General features: G+C 65.8%; 12 protein-coding genes and 1 tRNA gene. 8 read left to right on the forward strand and 5 right to left on the reverse strand.

Annotation, left to right across the window (positions count from 1 at the left end):
- The first annotated feature begins 93 nt into the window (after window positions 1-93).
- The 3 genes from ACO055_RS10790 to ACO055_RS10800 all read left to right on the forward strand — a co-directional run bounded on the left by ACO055_RS10790 (window position 94) and on the right by ACO055_RS10800 (window position 2893).
- Window positions 94-1830 carry a DUF1963 domain-containing protein gene (locus ACO055_RS10790; RefSeq protein WP_422058871.1) on the forward strand — a complete coding sequence of 579 codons (1737 nt, stop codon included), beginning with the start codon at window positions 94-96 and terminating at the stop codon, window positions 1828-1830.
- Window positions 1831-1937: 107 nt separating this feature from the next.
- Window positions 1938-2660 (forward strand): acetoacetyl-CoA reductase, encoded by a 723-nt coding sequence (gene phbB / locus ACO055_RS10795; RefSeq protein ID WP_422058872.1) that lies wholly within the window; start codon window positions 1938-1940, stop codon window positions 2658-2660.
- On the forward strand, window positions 2657-2893 hold the full coding sequence (locus ACO055_RS10800) for a ribbon-helix-helix domain-containing protein (RefSeq protein ID WP_422062456.1): 237 nt from the start codon (window positions 2657-2659) through the stop codon (window positions 2891-2893). The genes phbB and ACO055_RS10800 overlap by 4 nt, the downstream gene beginning before the upstream one ends.
- Here ACO055_RS10800 and ACO055_RS10805 read toward each other — a convergent pair.
- The 3 genes from ACO055_RS10805 to ACO055_RS10815 all read right to left on the reverse strand — a co-directional run bounded on the left by ACO055_RS10805 (window position 2890) and on the right by ACO055_RS10815 (window position 10075).
- Window positions 2890-3747, reverse strand: coding sequence for an ATP-grasp domain-containing protein (locus ACO055_RS10805; RefSeq protein WP_422058874.1), 858 nt, complete (start codon window positions 3745-3747; stop codon window positions 2890-2892). The genes ACO055_RS10800 and ACO055_RS10805 overlap by 4 nt on opposite strands.
- Complete coding sequence (locus ACO055_RS10810) at window positions 3748-8454, reverse strand: NAD-glutamate dehydrogenase (RefSeq protein ID WP_422058875.1); 4707 nt, start codon at window positions 8452-8454, stop codon at window positions 3748-3750.
- Between the two features lie 235 nt (window positions 8455-8689).
- Window positions 8690-10075, reverse strand: coding sequence for a PAS domain-containing protein (locus tag ACO055_RS10815; protein ID WP_422062457.1), 1386 nt, complete (start codon window positions 10073-10075; stop codon window positions 8690-8692).
- A gap of 160 nt (window positions 10076-10235) precedes the next feature.
- Here ACO055_RS10815 and ACO055_RS10820 point away from each other — a divergent pair.
- Window positions 10236-10311: transfer RNA gene (locus tag ACO055_RS10820), tRNA-Thr, on the forward strand.
- A gap of 40 nt (window positions 10312-10351) precedes the next feature.
- Here the strand turns inward: ACO055_RS10820 and ACO055_RS10825 are convergent.
- On the reverse strand, window positions 10352-10975 hold the full coding sequence (locus ACO055_RS10825; protein ID WP_422058876.1) for a glutathione S-transferase family protein: 624 nt from the start codon (window positions 10973-10975) through the stop codon (window positions 10352-10354).
- A gap of 19 nt (window positions 10976-10994) precedes the next feature.
- Window positions 10995-11996, reverse strand: coding sequence for an NAD(P)H-quinone oxidoreductase (locus tag ACO055_RS10830; protein ID WP_422058877.1), 1002 nt, complete (start codon window positions 11994-11996; stop codon window positions 10995-10997).
- A 219-nt stretch (window positions 11997-12215) separates the two neighbouring features.
- Between ACO055_RS10830 and ACO055_RS10835 the strand changes: the two genes are divergently transcribed.
- From ACO055_RS10835 to map, 4 genes are all read left to right on the forward strand, one after another.
- The gene (locus tag ACO055_RS10835; protein ID WP_422058878.1) at window positions 12216-12413 is read left to right on the forward strand and encodes a DUF1192 domain-containing protein; all 198 of its coding nucleotides are present in this window, start codon (window positions 12216-12218) and stop codon (window positions 12411-12413) included.
- A 313-nt stretch (window positions 12414-12726) separates the two neighbouring features.
- Window positions 12727-15063, forward strand: coding sequence for an ATP-dependent Clp protease ATP-binding subunit ClpA (gene clpA / locus ACO055_RS10840; RefSeq protein WP_422058879.1), 2337 nt, complete (start codon window positions 12727-12729; stop codon window positions 15061-15063).
- A gap of 97 nt (window positions 15064-15160) precedes the next feature.
- Window positions 15161-15502 carry a DUF2185 domain-containing protein gene (locus ACO055_RS10845; RefSeq protein ID WP_422058880.1) on the forward strand — a complete coding sequence of 114 codons (342 nt, stop codon included), beginning with the start codon at window positions 15161-15163 and terminating at the stop codon, window positions 15500-15502.
- A 78-nt stretch (window positions 15503-15580) separates the two neighbouring features.
- Complete coding sequence (map, locus tag ACO055_RS10850; RefSeq protein WP_422062458.1) at window positions 15581-16420, forward strand: type I methionyl aminopeptidase; 840 nt, start codon at window positions 15581-15583, stop codon at window positions 16418-16420.
- The last annotated feature ends 32 nt before the right edge of the window (window positions 16421-16452 follow it).

The raw sequence follows: 16452 nt of genomic DNA on the forward strand, positions 1-16452 counted from the left end.
TAGCAGACGCTTACTTCCTGTTTAGGTCCTTCCGCTAGGATCGGCGGACGCGGCGCCGGGTCTGGCCGGATACCGCAATTGGAAGGACAGGCGATGAGCGATCTCAACAGCGCGGCGCTGACAGTCGGCGGCCTCTTGCTCGTGTGGGCGCTGGTCATGTTCGGGGTCTGGTGGATGCGCCGCCCGCGTCCCGAACCCGTCGCCTACAGCACGCCGCCGGCACCCCGCGAAAGCCGCATGCCGAAACTGTCGCGCAAGGCCGAACCCGAAGCGCCGCCGGTCGAAGTCTCGGCCGCGCGGATGGCGCGGATCAGCGGCAAATTTACCGTAGATCCGGCCGACCAGCCTTCGCTGTTCGACGAACCCGATGCGCCTGCGGAGCCCGCGGCCGCACCGGTCGCCGAAGAGGCCGCCGCCGAACCGCAATGGGCCGCTCCCGCTGCCCCCGAACTGGAACCGGCGGCTCCCGCCGAGCCCGAAGCAAAGGGGGCGCCCGAACCCGCGGCCGAGCTGCAACCGGCCCCGGAGCCTGCAATCGAACCGCCCGCACTCGACGAAGCGACCCTCGAATCGCTTGCCTCCGATGTCGAACAACAGGCGCGACTGATCGAACAGCCGACGATCGACACGCCGCCCGCCATCGAAAGCGCGCCGGCCATCGAGAAGGCCATCGTTCGCCTGGTCCCCCAGGTGCCGCCGCGCGATGCGCTGTTCCGGACCAGTTGGCTGGGCGGGCGTCCGCACCTGCCCGCCGCAACCGAATGGCCGCGCGTCGATGGCAGCGAGGGCGACTTTCTGGCGCAGATCGCCTGCACCGACCTGCCCCCTGCGCTGTGGGGCGGGCTGGGTCCGCGCACCGGGTCGCTCGCTTTCTTTGCCAGCCCCGATTCGGGCGCGGTGACTGCGCTGCACCTCATGCAGGACGGCGAGCCCCGCGATCCACCGCGTCCGGTGGGTGCCATCTATTTCCAGCCGCACGGCATCGATTCGGCCGATCTTGCTCCGCTCGCGATTCGCGCCTTTCCCGAATGGCCGGTCGACATCGTCACCGTCGAACCGGGCGCGGACGATCCGCGCGATGCCGTGACGGCCGATGTCGCCGCCTTGCTGGCGGCGGACTATGACATCGCCGACCCCGCGTTTCACCCGTTCGACTGGCCCAGCATGCTCGCGCTCGCCGACATTCTGGAGAGCCGGCTGTCGCAGCAGCCGCTGGACGGCGCCGCGCCCGACGATGCGAGCGACGAACTGGCGCAGACGATCGCCGATGCCGACGACCGCAACCGCGACGCGGTGCAACGCGCCGCCGAGATTGTTGCGATCATCCGCGAAGGCGCCGAGCATGGCGGCCATTTTCTGCCGCCCGACGCGACGGCGGTCATGGCCGGCCTCCACGCGATCCGCTGGACCCGCGTGTCGACCCATGTCGACGCGGAATCGGGCGAGGACCGGGTCGAAGAGGCGACGTTCCCGCTGACCCGCCATCGCCCCGACGGCGATCTGTGGGTCGACGCCTATCGCACGATCCTGTTCGACCATGCTAAGCACGCCTGGTGCCGGAACGCCGACGCATTGTCGGCGCCGGCGCGCGCGTTTTTCGAGCCGCTGTGGGAAGCGATGGCGGTGGCTGAAATGCCGTCGATGGGCAATTTCCCGTCGCTGCACGCCGTCGGCTTCGACGACGAGCGCGATGTCGTGCTGCTGGAATTTCCGGCAGGCGGGCTGATGAGCCGCGGCGTTCGGGCGGGCGGAAATCTGGTTCTCGCGATCCGCAAGGTCGACCTTGTCGCGGGCGACTTTTCCAGGATGCGCGCGCTCGGCAGTAACTGATTGTCGCGATTGCCCGATTGCCCGATGATTGACGTTCCGGTCAACTTGCGGGGCGCCGAGACGCGCCCTAAGCAAGGCCGAGAAACGCCTTTTGGGAGACTGGCACTATGGCACGTATCGCAATCGTCACGGGTGGCAGCCGCGGCATCGGGGAAGCAATCAGCCTCAAGTTGAAAGAGCAGGGCGTCACCGTCGTCGCAAATTACGGCGGCAACGACGAAAAGGCGCGCGAGTTTACCGAACGCACCGGCATCCCCGCCGTCAGATGGGACGTCGGCGATCATGAAGGCTGCCTGGCCGCGTGCGAAAAGATCGCGCAGGATTTCGGACCCATCGACATCGTCGTGAACAATGCCGGCATCACCCGCGACGGCACGCTGTCGCGCATGCAATATTGCGACTGGGACGATGTGATGCGCGTGAACCTCGGCGGTTGTTTCAACATGGCGAAGGCGACCTTCCCCGGCATGGTCGAACGCGGCTGGGGCCGCATCGTGAACATCGGGTCGATCAACGGGCAGGCGGGACAATATGGCCAGGTCAATTATGCCGCTGCCAAGTCGGGCATCCACGGTTTTACCAAAGCGCTCGCGCAGGAAGGCGCGAAGAAGGGCGTGACGGTCAATGCGATCGCGCCGGGCTATATCGACACCGACATGGTCGCCGCGGTCCCCGCCGCCGTGCTGGAAAAGATCGTCGCGAAGATTCCCGTCGGCCGCTTGGGCCAGGCGGACGAGATCGCGCGCGGCGTCGCGTTCCTGTGCAGCGAAGATGCGGGTTTCGTGACCGGATCGACGATGTCGATCAACGGCGGGCAGCATATGTACTGACGGTGGCCGGCGGTCTTCATCCTCCGGTCAAACGGTCGGTGACGATCGCCGGGCATCCGACCTCCATCAGCCTCGAGCCGATGTTCTGGGACGCCCTCGAAACCGAAGCCGCACGCCAGTCGCTGCCCGTCAACGCGCTCGTCGCGCGGATCGATGTCGAGCGGATGGACGCCGACGACCCGCCGAACCTGACCTCGGCGATCCGGCAGTGGCTGTGGCGACGCCGCGGCTAGATGGCTGCGTAGATGGCGCTGCCGAACGCCGCGCCCTTGTCGGGTGCATGGTGCAGGAACAGCGACGGCTCGATCAGTTCGAGTTCCATGATGTGGAGCGTGCCTGCTGCATCGCCGACCATATCGACGCGCGCATAGACCGGCGGAGCGGGAGCCGCGGCCAACGCTGCTTCGGCGAGCGCCTGCGCGGCGACGCTGGCCGTCCACGGCTCTTCGCGCCCGCCGAATTGCTCCTGCACGCGAAAATCGCCCGAGGCTGGGCGCTTGACGATCGCGTGGCTGAACCGGCCCGCAAAGTAGAAAAGCGAAAACTCGCCGGTGGTCAAAATGCCCTGCATCAGCGGCTGCACGAGGCGGCGCTGCCCGATCGCATCGGTGGGAACCGGCGCTCCCGACGCGATGCGGTGCGTCCCGTCGGCACCGCCCGATACCGCGGGCTTGATCACCACCTCGTCGGCGCCGAGCGTGGCACGGGCTTCGGCCAGGCTCGCCTCGTCGAGCGCGGTCGCCTCGACCGTCGGCACCACCGCCACATTCTTCGCGGCGAGCTGCGCCAGATAGGCCTTGTCGCTGTTCCAGCGTAACACCGCGACCGGGTTGACCACTGGCAAATCCTCGGCCTCCAGCCGGTCGAGCAGGCCGTACCATACCGCAACGTCGCGCTGATAACCCCATGCAAACAGCGGAAGAATCAGGTCATAGCCCGACAAATCGCCGGGATCGGTCCACACCCGCTGTTCGACGACCAGCCCCGCGCCCGTCAGCGCCGCCGCCTTGCGGGCGAAGGCCGGCTGCCATTTCTCGTAATAATCAGGCGCCGGGACGAGGATCGCGACGCGCGGCTGATAGGGCATCTAACGCCCCAGCAGCCCGCGCGCCTGCCCCGCAATGTGCGACAGCATCGCGCCGTTCGGGTTCGGGATCGTCCGCGCCCGGTCGACCGTTGCGCGGAACTGCACGACGCGCGCGCTGTTATCGGCGAGCCACTTCGTCACCGCGGTGTCGAGGTCGCCCTTCGGCAGTCCCGCAAGGAAGCTGAGGCGCATCTGCTGAAAATCGCGCGCGAGGCTGTTCACCAGCAGGCGTTCCCACGGATCGGCAGGGCTCATATGCGCCGCCAGCGTCTGCGCCCAGTCGAGGCCGAGCGCTTCGCCGAGATGCGTGAAGGCGTGCGTCACCGCAACCTCGTCATCGCCGCGCCGCGCCGCCAGGTCGACGATCCCGATCGCGCCGTCGGTCTTGAACAGCCGGACGACCGCCGAGGTCAATGTCTCGGGCGCGCCGGCGTCGAGCAGTTGCTGCGACAGCATGTCCCATTGGCGGCGCACCGAATCGCTGAGCAGCCCGTCGACGCGCGCCATCAGGCGGTCGACACCGGGTTCGAGCCGCGCGACCACCGGACCCGGCTGCGCGAGCGCCGACGTCACGCGCAGCAGGTCGGCCATCTGCGAGGTCATCGCGGAGGCGGCCTGGCTGAACAGCGAGAGGCGGATGCCTTCATCGATCTTCGCCGTGTCGAGCGCCGACCACACGTCGTTCATGCCGAGCAGCCGTTCGACCGCGACGAACGCCGCCGCGACATCGCCAAGCGAACAGCCTTCCTCTTCGACGAGTTCGAAGGGGTGCACGACGCTCATGCGGTTGATGATGCGGTTCGCCAGCTTGGTCGCGATGATTTCGCGGCGGAGCTGGTGCTCGGCGATCGCGGTGGCGAAATCGCGCTGCATTTCGGTCGGGAAAGCTGCGGCAAGGTCGCTCGCCAGCGCCGGATCGTCCGGCAGCTCGCTGTCCTCGATCGCATCCTGCAGCGCGAGCTTGGCCGTAGAGAGCAGCACGGCAAGCTCGGGCCGCGTGAACCCGCGGCCTTCCTGAGAACGGCGGAGCAATTCGTCGTTCGCCGCCAGCCCCTCGACCTTGCGGTCGAGCCGGCCCGTCGCCTCGAAATTCTCCATGATCCGCACGAGCGACGGCACCGCCGACGACCCGCCCTTTTCGGCGATCGACAGCGCGAGCGCCTGAAGCCGGTTGTCCTCGAGCACCAGCGCCGCCACGTCGTCGGTCATCCGCACCAGCAGCGTGTCGCGATCGTCTTGCGACAGCCGCCCCTCGATCATCTCGCGGTTGAGCGCGATCTTGATATTGACCTCGTTATCCGAGCAATCGACGCCCGCGCTGTTGTCGATAAAGTCGGTGTTGATCCGCCCGCCCTTTGCCGAGAAGGCGATGCGGGCGGCCTGGGTCACGCCCAGATTCGCGCCCTCGCCCACCGCGCGGACGCGCAGATCCTCGGCATCGACGCGCAGCGCATCGTTTGCGGGATCGCCGACTTCGGCATTGTTCTGGCTCGCGGCCTTTACATAGGTGCCGATGCCGCCGAACCAGAGAAGGTCGGCCGGCGCCTTGAGGATCGCCGAGATCAGCGCGCCGGGTTCGATTTCGGCCTGCGACAGGCCGAGCGCCGCCTGCACCTCGGCAGTCAGCGGGATGCTCTTCTGGCTGCGCGGGAAGATCCCGCCGCCTTTCGAGATCAGTTTTTTGTCATAATCTTCCCAGCTCGAGCGCGGCAGCGCGAACATGCGGTCGCGTTCCTTCCAGCTTTTTGCCGGATCGGGATCGGGGTCGAGGAAGATATGACGGTGGTCGAACGCCGCGACCAGCTTGAGCGCCTTCGACAGAAGCATGCCGTTGCCGAACACGTCGCCCGACATATCGCCGCAGCCGACGACGCGGATCGTGTCGGTCTGAACATCGACGCCGAGTTCGGCGAAATGCCGCTGGACCGAGACCCACGCGCCCTTGGCGGTGATCCCCATCGCCTTGTGGTCATAACCCTTCGACCCGCCGCTCGCGAATGCATCGCCGAGCCAGAAGTCGCGCTCCATCGCGAGGGCGTTGGCGACGTCGGAGAAGGTGGCCGTACCCTTGTCGGCGGCCACCACGAAATAGGCGTCTTCGCCGTCGCGGATCACGACGCCCTTCGGATGCACGACCTTGCCGCTGACCAGATTGTCGGTGATCGACAGCAAGGAACGGATGAAGATGCGATAGCATTCGGTGCCTTCGGCAAACCACGCGTCGCGGTCTTCGGCAGGGCTCGGCAGCGCCTTGGGATAGAATCCGCCCTTCGCACCAGTCGGCACGATCACGGCGTTCTTCACGCGCTGCGCTTTCATCAGCCCCAGAATTTCGGTGCGGAAATCGTCGCGACGGTCGGACCAGCGCAGCCCGCCGCGCGCGACCGGGCCGGCGCGCAGGTGGATGCCCTCGACGCGCGGCGAATAGACCCACACTTCGCGCCACGGCAGCGGCTTGGGCAGGCCCGGAACGAGCGCGCTGTCGATCTTGAACGCGAGCGCTTCCGTCGCGGCAGGCGCGAAAGCGTTGGTGCGCAGCGTCGCCCCGATCACCGCATGGAAAAGGCGCAGGATGCGGTCATCGTCGATCGACTTGATATCGGCAAAGCCGGCAAGGATTTCGGCGTCGAGCGCTTCGGCCCGCGCGGCATCGGCGGTCTTCGGATCGTGGAGCGCGCGGAAGTGCTCGACGAGAGCAGCGGTGAGTTTCGGCGCATGGCGGAGCGCTGCAACGACAGTGTCCATGCCATAGCTCGACCCGCCCTGGCGCATGTAGCGGAACCAGGCGCGCAACCAGACGATCGCCTGGGGATTCGTCTGCGTGACGAGCACCAGCTCGTTGAACGCGTCGTTTTCGGCGTTGCCGTCGAGCACTGCCGCGATCGCGCCTTCGACGGTCTCGACGAAGGGCATCAATGCCGCTTCATCGACGGACGCAGGCAAGCGCAGCGAGAAATCATGAATGAAGGTCGGCGTCTCGGGCGTGTCGTCATCCGCGCCAGCGCGGACATGGAGCTCGGTCGGGATTTCCTCGAGCACTTCGAATCCGAAATGTTCGAGCGCAGGGACGACGTCCGAAAGCGCGAGCGGACCCGCAGCGCTATAGACTTTCAGCCGCAGCCGGTCATCGCCATCAAGGCTCTTCTTGGCGAGCCGCACGCTGCGCGGCTTGTCGGCGTCGAGGTCCCGGAGCCGCAGAATGTCGCGCGCGGCTTCTTCGGGATTATAGAGGTTGCGATAGTTCGCCGGGAAAAGCGGTGCGAAACGCGAAGCAAGCGCCGCTGCGCGACCCGCGTCGCCGCGCTTGGCGAGCGCGGCTTCGACCTCGGGCTGCCAGCCACGGACCATCTGTTCGAGCTGCGCATTGAGCGCGTCGGTGTCCGGCACCACGCCGCCGCTGCGCAGGTCGAGCGTGTAGCGGAGCAGCGCCGCCCCACCATCTTCGAGGACCATCGTCCAGCCGATGACGCCCGCTTTCGCTTCACGCACCAGCAAGGATTCGACGGCGAGGCGGCGACCGGTCGATACTTCGTCGCGCGGCAGCCAGACGAAAGCGAACAGGTGCCGCCCAAGCGCGCTGCGGACCATCACGATCTTGGGACGCGGCCGGTCGGTGATCGACATCGAGGTGAGCACCAGATCCTCGAGCGAGGCGGTGTCGAACGCAATGAGCAGATCGTGCGGCAGCGCGGTGAGTGCATGCGCGAGCGCCTTGCCCGCATGGCCCGTCGGGTCAAATCCGAACTTCGCCATCAGCGCTTCCAGCTGCGCCCGCAACATCGGCACCCTGGCAGGCGGCGCCGACAGCGCCGCGCTCGTCCACAAGCCGGCGTGGATCGACAGGCGCTCGACCGTCTTGCCCTTGAGTTCGGGGACGATGACGAGGTCGAGCAGCACGCGGCGATGCACCGCCGACAGGCGGTTCGACTTGATGAGCAGCGGCGCGCCGCCGCCCTGGTCGAACCAGGCGAACGCGGCGTCGAGCGCATTGGGAGAGAGCAGCTGGCTGGCGCCGGTCGCCGAAATGCCGAGCGCATCGTGCACCGCCCCGTCGCGGGTGCGCCATTCGTGGCCGAGCTGCGTCATCGCGCCCCCCTCGAACCAGCGGAGGAGCTCGGCGGCTTCGCCGTCGGCACGCATCGCCGCATCGGCGAGCATCGCGGCGCGCATCGCCTTCCAGTCGACAACCGCAGCGCGCACGTCGGCAAGCGCGGCCTCGAGCCCGTCGAGCAAGCGGCGGCGCGCGCGCGCGTCGCCGCGTTCGAGTTCCATATAGATGACCGATTCGCGTCCCGCGCCGGTCCTGGCGGCATCGGCGCCGGTCAGCCGGCCCTTCGCATCGCGCTCGACCGAGACGACGGGATGCAGGATGCGATGAATCGCAAGTCCCTGCGCTCCAACGATCTGCGACACCGAATCGACAAGGAACGGCATGTCGTCGTTGACGACGACGAGCCGCATGCGGCGATCGGTGCCATCGACCGCCATCGGCTCGAGCAGCAGCGACGGCGTGTCTTCGCTGCGTTCGAGCGAGGCACGCGCGGCGAATTCGCCCGCGGCGGCAAGCGCCTTCGCGTCAAGATCGTCGCCTTCGCCGGGCAGCGCGCTGCCCTGAAGGGCGGCCTGATAGGCTTTGGAGATTTTGGCAGGTGCCTGGGCCGCCGGCGCGATGTCGGCTTCCGGCGTGTCGGTCAGATTTGAGGGCATAAGGGTGTTACATCCCGAACCAAGGTTGGCGGGCCTCTACCGTGGAACCGGCGGGCCCGTTCGCTATCGCCCCTATGCGCCTCTGGCGCGCGCGGTTCAACACCTCGCGCGCTTCCGCGCAAAAAAATTTCAATTCTTGGGTTGTCTATTGCGCGAGCGGAAGGATGGCAGCCAAGCCCGCGCCCCGCTACGTCCGCCCTTTCGCTCATCATGGCTGCGCCATGGGGCAAATTTCTTACGATGCGATCGGGATCGCCTTTTTCGCGAGCTTCGCGATCAGCGCCCCATCGTCAGCCGCCTTCGCGACGATGCCGATATGCCCACCGGGCATGGCGCGGGCGATCAGGACGACGAATTCGGCATCGCCAGCGTCATGTTCGAGGATGATCGCCGGATGCGCGCGGCGAAGCGTTTCGATCGAATCTTCGCCCTGATCGTTCGCCGCGTCGGGCTTGCGGCGCGCCCGCGCGTCCTTGACCAGCCCCTTCAGCCCGCCCGGATAGCGATCGAGATAGGCGGCGAGTTCGCCGCGACCGACGCTTTCGTCCTTCGCATGGCCGAGCACACAGGCATATTCGGCAAGGCGTGTCTTGTCGTAGCGCGCACCGAACACAAGCTTCACGACCGGGGTCATCGGCGCGCGCTCCTGCGGTGTGAGGCCCGCATCGGCGAGCAGTTCGGCAAAGGCGTCAGGTTGCGCGTCGGCAGCGATCGCAAAATCCCAGGCCTTGCCAACCGCCTGATAGAGCGCCGACCGGCTGCGGCTGTCGGCGGCGATCGCACGCTCGGCGGTTTCGCGCGCTGCAGCGAGCCAGTCGGCAAGCTCGGCGTCGGCATCCGGTTCGGGGGCAGCCGGCTCGGGCGCGGCTTCGTCCCCCTCTTCGTCGGTCGGGACGAGCACGTCGGTCAGCAGCATTTCTTCGTCATCGGCACCATCGTCAAGCGCGGTGAAGCCGGGAATCGCGTCCGCTTCGGTGTTCGCTTCGGCTACATCATCGTCGAGATGCTCCGAATCAGGGCCGTCAGCCCAGACGGGCACGGGAGCGCTGAGCGGTGCGGCGCTGCGCAACGCCTGCTCGACCGAAAGTTGCAGCTCCGCTTCCTGATCGGCGGGAACGCCTTCCTTCCAGTTGATGACGCCCATGATGAAGTCGATCGTGTCGTCGTCGGACGAGAATGGCAGCAGGATGCCGCGGTACATGATCGTCAGGCCGCGATCGTTGACGAACTCGGCCTCGAAGCCGATCGGCGCGCGGTTGGCAATGATCTGGAGATAATGGTCGGTCAGCCGCGACAGCAGCGAACGGCCGGGAATCTGGCTGATATAGTGGATATCGTCGTCGATCTGCGATTCTGCGCGCAGCGCCTCTCCGACGAACGACAGCCCGGGATTGTCGATGCCGGCGGTAAAGTCGAGCAGTACCGAATTCGCTCCGAAATCGGCGCCGTCGAGATCGAGATCCTCGACCGAGGGATAGGCCCGGTCGGAAAGCAGCGAGGCCCAGTAATTATAGGCCCGGACCTGCATCCGGCGTTCGTCGACACCGACCGAAGGGGGCGCATCGATCGCGCCGTCATCCTGGTCGTGGCTGCTCGAGAGCAGGCCGCGCAAGCTGTCCATCATATGTCCCCAGTCGCAAACATCGGGGAATGTTATGCACTGGAAGTGGTAAAGGCCGCGTAAACGATGTGCCGCGGCCGCCCCTTTCGCGCCGCTTTGGCAACGAGCGCCCGATCAAGCTTGCCCAAAGCCGCGCGCCTTGCTAACGGCCCGCCCGAGCGCCGCTTTAGCTCAGTTGGTAGAGCACATCATTCGTAATGATGGGGTCACAGGTTCGAGTCCTGTAAGCGGCACCATTTCCATATCGTCCGCCATCGGTCGCAAGCGGCCCTGACGCTAAACCCCCATCGCGACGAACCCCGGCTCGGCCGCGACCCGGGCGATCCAGCGCTGCACCGCGGGCGTGTCGTCCAGCGAAAACAGCCCGCTGTCCTCGGCGACATGCGTATAGGCATAGAGCGCGATGTCGGCGAGCGAGATGTCCGGCCCGGAAAGCCAGTCATGGACTGCCAGATGCTCGTCCATCAACGACAGCGCCGCCTTCCCGGCCTCCTGTTTTACCGGCACCAGCGCGCGCTGCACCTCGGTCAGACTGTCCACGCCGATCCAGCGCATCCAGAAACGCAAGGTCGCCACATTGGGTTCGTGATGATATTGTTCGAAGAACATCCAGCGCAGCATGTCGGCGCGCTCGAAGCGGTCGTGCGGGATGAGGTGCGTGCCGTCGGCGAGCCAGAAGCAAGCGGCGTTGCTTTCGGGCAGGAAGCGGTCGCCGATCTGCAGCACGGGGATGCGACCGTTGGCGCTCACATTCGCGAGGAAGTCGGCGGTGCGCGTCTCGCCCTTCATGATGTCATATTCGCGCCGCTCGATCGGCGTTTCGAGCAACGCCGCAGTCAGCCTGATCTTGTAGCAATTGCCGCTCGCGGCATATTCGTGAAGGATTGGCCAGTCGCTCATAACGCCCTCCCCTTTTGCTCTACCCCAATGTCAGCACGATCTTCCCGACATGCGCGCCGGCCTGCATCCGCGCGTGCGCAGCGCTGGCGTCGGCCAGCGCGAAGCTCTGGTCCATCGCAGGCTTCCACCCGCCGTCGGCGAGGCGCGGCCAGAGGGTGCGGTGGATTTCGTCGGCGAGCAACGCCTTGAACTCGGCGCTCCGCGCGCGAAGCGTCGATCCGGTCATCATCAGGCGGCGGCGCATCAGCTGCGAAATGTCGATCTCGACCTTCGCGCCGCGCTGGAATGCGATGGTCACATGCCGCCCGTCGTCGGCGAGGCACGCGAGGTTGCGCGGCACATAGTCGCCGCCGACCATGTCGAGCACGACCTCGACCCCCTTGCCGCCCGTGAACGCCTTCACCGCCTCGACATAATCCTCGCTGGAATAATCGACCGCCAGGTCCGCGCCCAATGCCCGCGCGGCGTCGCATTTGGCGGCGCTGCCGCAGGTGACGATCGTCCTGATCCCGAACAATCGGCACAGCCCGATCGCGGTCGTGCCGATCCCGCTCGTCCCGCCATGGATGAGCGCGGTCTCGCCCTCGCAGACATAGGCGCGCTCGAACAGATTGTGCCAGACGGTAAAGACGGTCTCGGGCAGCGCGGCGGCCTCCGCCATCGTAAAGCCCGCCGGCACCGGCAAGCAGCTGCCGGCCGGCGCGACGCAATATTCGGCATAGCCGCCCCCCGCGACGAGCGCACAGACCGCTTGCCCCAAAAGCTCGGGGTCGTCGCCCGGCCCGACCGCGACGACGGTGCCCGCGACCTCGAGCCCGGGCAGGTCCGACGCGCCCGGTGGCGGCGGATAAAAGCCCATGCGTTGCAGCACGTCGGGGCGGTTGACCCCCGCCGCGGCGACGCGGATCAGCGCTTCGCCCGGCCCCGGCTGCGGCACCGGGCGCTGTTCGGGAACGAGCACCTCGGGGCCGCCCGGCTCGCGGATCGCGATCGCGGTCATGGTCGCTGGCAGATTAGTCACGCTCTGGTCCCCCACTTGGTCGTCCGTCCCTTGTTTCGTCATGCCCGACTTGATCCGGCATCCACTTCCGGCGTCGCCGCAATGGACCCCGGATCAAGTCCGGGGTGACGACAGAATAGGACGCAATGTATCCCCCTGCCCCGTCTTATTGACAGAGGTGCGACACGGGTCAACAGTTGCGCGCTTTCCATCAGGAACCCGCGAGAGAAAGGACACGCCATGGACGATGATGACCTTCCCCGCCGCCGCGACGATGTGCTCGCCGCGCTGATCAAACAGCCGCTCGATCCGCTGTCATTGGACGAACTCGACGACCGCGTCGCGGTCCTGCAAGGCGAGATCGAGCGCGTGAAGGCGCACAAGGCTGCCGCGACGAGCCACAAGGCGGTTGCGGAATCGCTGTTCAAGAAGGGCTGAGGGGTACAGAGGCGACCGTTGCTGGCGCTATCTATCATCGTGATCCCGGACTTGATCCGGGATCCATGGACGCCACGGCAGCTGTGGACCCCCGATCAAGTCGAGGGGACGGAAGGAAAAGATAGCCGCTTGCCGCCCAAAGGACACGCCCCAAACCCCGAAATCGCAACCCCACGTTAACCATAGCGCAATCCTGTCATCGTAATTTCACAATGCCATCCGCTTTTCCCTTGCGGTCGGGCGGCGGCATCGCCACGTTAGTGTCCTAGGGGCGGCCTCTCCCCGGCTTCGTCCCCGCAAGGAGATGAAAGACATGCCGTCCTTTTCGGAATCTCTCGAAAAGACCCTGCACAACGCCCTGAAGGCCGCTTCCGAGCGCCATCACGAATATGCGACGCTGGAGCATCTGCTGTACGCGCTGATCGACGACGATCATGCCGCCGAAGTGATGCGCGCCTGCGGCGTCGCGCTCGACGACCTGCAATCGGCGGTCGTCCATTATCTCGACACCGAGCTCGACAGCCTGAAGGTCGAGGGGCACAGCGACCCTTCGCCGACCAGCGGGTTCCAGCGCGTCGTCCAGCGCGCGATCCTGCACGTCCAGTCGTCGGGCAAGGATGAAGTGACGGGGGCCAATGTTCTCGTCGCGCTCTTCTCCGAACGCGAAAGCTATGCCGTCTATTTCCTGCAGCAGCAGGATCTGACGCGCCTTGACGCGGTATCGTACCTCAGCCACGGCGTCGGCAAGGGCGGCAAGCCCTCGCCGCAGGCCGAGCCCGAGGAAAAGGAAGAGACGAAGGACAAGAGCGAAGGCAAATCCAAAAAGGAAACCGCGCTCGACCAGTTCACGGTCAATCTCAACGAAAAGGCGAAGGGCGGCAAGGTCGACCCGCTGATCGGCCGCACGGCCGAGGTCGATCGCACGATCCAGATCCTCTGCCGCCGCAGCAAGAACAACCCGCTCTATGTCGGTGATCCCGGCGTCGGCAAGACCGCGATCGCCGAAGGCCTTGCGCGCAAGATCATCGAAGGCGACGTGCCCGAAGTGCTGCTGCCCGCGGTCATCTATTCGCTCGACATGGGGGCGCTGCTTGCCGGCACGCGTTATCGCGGCGACTTCGAGGAGCGGCTGAAGCAGGTCGTCTCCGAACTCGAAAACCTGCCGCACGCGATCCTGTTCATCGACGAGATCCACACGGTGATCGGCGCCGGCGCGACGAGCGGGGGCGCGATGGATGCCTCGAACCTGCTGAAGCCCGCCTTGTCGGGCGGCGTCATCCGCTGCATCGGATCGACGACATACAAGGAATTCCGCAACCACTTTGAAAAGGACCGCGCGCTGCTGCGCCGCTTCCAGAAGATCGACGTGATCGAGCCGACGCTCGAAGACACGAAAAAGATCCTCGCGGGACTGCGCAGTGCGTTCGAAAGCCACCATCAGGTGCGCTATACCCCCGACGCGATCAACGCGGCGGTCGAGCTGTCGGCGCGTTACATCAACGACCGCAAGCTGCCCGACAAGGCGATCGACGTGATCGACGAGGTCGGTGCGATGCAGATGCTCGTCGCCCCGTCGAAGCGCAAGAAGACGATCACCGCCAAGGAGATCGAAGCGGTCATCGCCACGATGGCGCGCATCCCGCCCAAGTCGGTCTCGACCGACGACAAGGCGACGCTTGCGAGCCTGGAAACCGACCTCAAGCGCGTCGTCTTCGGCCAGAACACCGCGATCGAAGTGCTGTCGTCGGCGATCAAGCTGTCGCGTGCGGGGCTGCGCGATCCCGAAAAGCCGATCGGCAACTATCTGTTCAGCGGCCCGACCGGCGTCGGCAAGACCGAAGTCGCCAAGCAGCTCGCGTTGATCATGGGCATTCCGCTCCAGCGGTTCGACATGAGCGAATATATGGAACGCCACTCGGTCAGCCGCCTGATCGGCGCGCCGCCGGGCTATGTCGGTTACGATCAGGGCGGTTTGCTGACCGACGCGATCGACCAGAATCCCCACTGCGTGCTGCTGCTTGACGAAATCGAAAAGGCGCACCCCGACCTGTTCAACATCCTGCTCCAGGTGATGGACAACGGCCGCCTGACCGACCACCACGGCAAGACGGTCGACTTCCGCAACGTCATCCTGATCATGACGACCAATGCGGGCGCCAGCGACATGGCGCGCGAGTCGATCGGCTTTGGCAACTCGACGCGCGAGGATGTGCAGGAAGAAGCGGTGAAGCGCATGTTCACCCCCGAATTCCGCAACCGCCTCGATGCGATCGTGCCGTTCGGCTATCTGCCGCCCGAGGTGGTGACGCGCGTCGTCGACAAGTTCATCCTGCAGCTCGAGCTGCAGCTGGCCGACCGCAACGTCCACATCCAGCTCGACGATGCCGCGCGTCAGTGGTTGACCGGCAAGGGCTATGACAAGCTTTATGGGGCGCGTCCGATGGGCCGCCTGATCCAGGAAAAGATCAAACAACCGCTCGCCGAGGAGCTGTTGTTCGGCAAGCTCGTCCACGGCGGCGAGGTCAAGGTGAAGATGAAGGAAGGCGAGGATGCCAAGGTCGGCAACCCGCTGGCCTTTGAAATCACCCCCGCCCCGCCCAAGGCGAGCAAGGGCAAGGCAAAGACCAAGCCGGAAAAGGCGTCCAAATAGGCAAGCGTTCGAATATGAGGCGAGGCGGGCGTATCAGGTCCGCGACTTGATACGCCCGCCCCGCAGCGCTAGCCCAGCAGCGCCCTGTGGATCGACGATGATGGAAGAGCCGAAATTCTATCGCCTTTCGACCGCCGAAATACGGCCGCTCGTGATCGGCCGGGGCATTTGCATCGCGTCCGATCGCATCACGGTCGAGGGGCAGCCGATCCGGTTCATGTACCGCGAGATGCCGCGCGACGATCATGACAGCGGCTGGGCCTTTCTGTCGGGCACCGAAGAAGATGACTATTTGGCCAATCCCGACAATCACAGCATCTTCGACGTCAATGCGGTCGCCAACTATGACCCGTCGATCATCCCGCACCTCGACGCCGCGCCCGGCAGTGCCTTTACGAAGATGCCGGGCACGAAGGATTTTGCGCAGATTCAGGTTTGAGACGATCCTCCGGCAGCAAGTCGGCGGTCGAGCGGTTGCCCTCTCGCTTTTTTGCCGATCGCGCCCTATATCGGGGTCATGTACGACTATGTTTCCGTAAGCGCCGACGAAGCGGCCGCCCCTGCCCGCGTCCGCGACGGCACGATCAAATTGCATGACGAAGCCGGCTTTGCCGGCATGCGCAAGGCGGGACGGCTGTCGGCCGAAATCCTCGACGCGCTCGTCCCCTTCGTCCAGCCGGGGGTGACCACCGGCGCGATCGACGACCTGGTTCGCACGATGATGCTCGACGGCGGCGGCATCCCCGCGACGCTCGGCTATCGCGGCTTTACCCACAGCTGCTGCACCAGCATCAACCATGTCGTCTGCCACGGCATCCCCGACGACAAGCCGGTGCGCGATGGCGACATCGTCAATATCGACGTGACGACGATCATCGACGGCTGGCATGGCGACACCAGCCGCATGTATCTGGTCGGCGACGTGCCGATCAAGGCGAAGCGCCTCGTCGACATCACGTATGAATGCCTGATGCTCGGCATCGAGCAGGCGAAGCCTGGCAACCGCATGGGCGACGTCGCGCACGCGATCCAGACGCATGCCGAGCGGCACCGCTATTCGGTCGTTCGCGACTTCTGCGGCCACGGCCTCGGCCAGATGTTCCACGATGCGCCCGAGGTCGTTCACGCCGGCCGCCCCGGCACCGGCCCGGAACTGCGCCCCGGCATGTTCTTCACGATCGAGCCGATGATCAACACCGGCAAATATGCCGTGAAGATGCTTCCCGACGGCTGGACCGCGGTGACGCGCGACCGCAGCCTGTCGGCGCAGTTCGAGCATAGCATCGGGATCACCGAAACCGGCTGTGAAATCTTCACCGCCAGCCCCAAGGGCCTGAACGCACCGCCCTGGGCGTAAGCCGATCAGCACGATAGTTTATTTCGTCGTCC

Origin of the sequence: Sphingopyxis sp. (assembly GCF_965227415.1) — a bacterium.
Classification (GTDB): domain Bacteria; phylum Pseudomonadota; class Alphaproteobacteria; order Sphingomonadales; family Sphingomonadaceae; genus Sphingopyxis.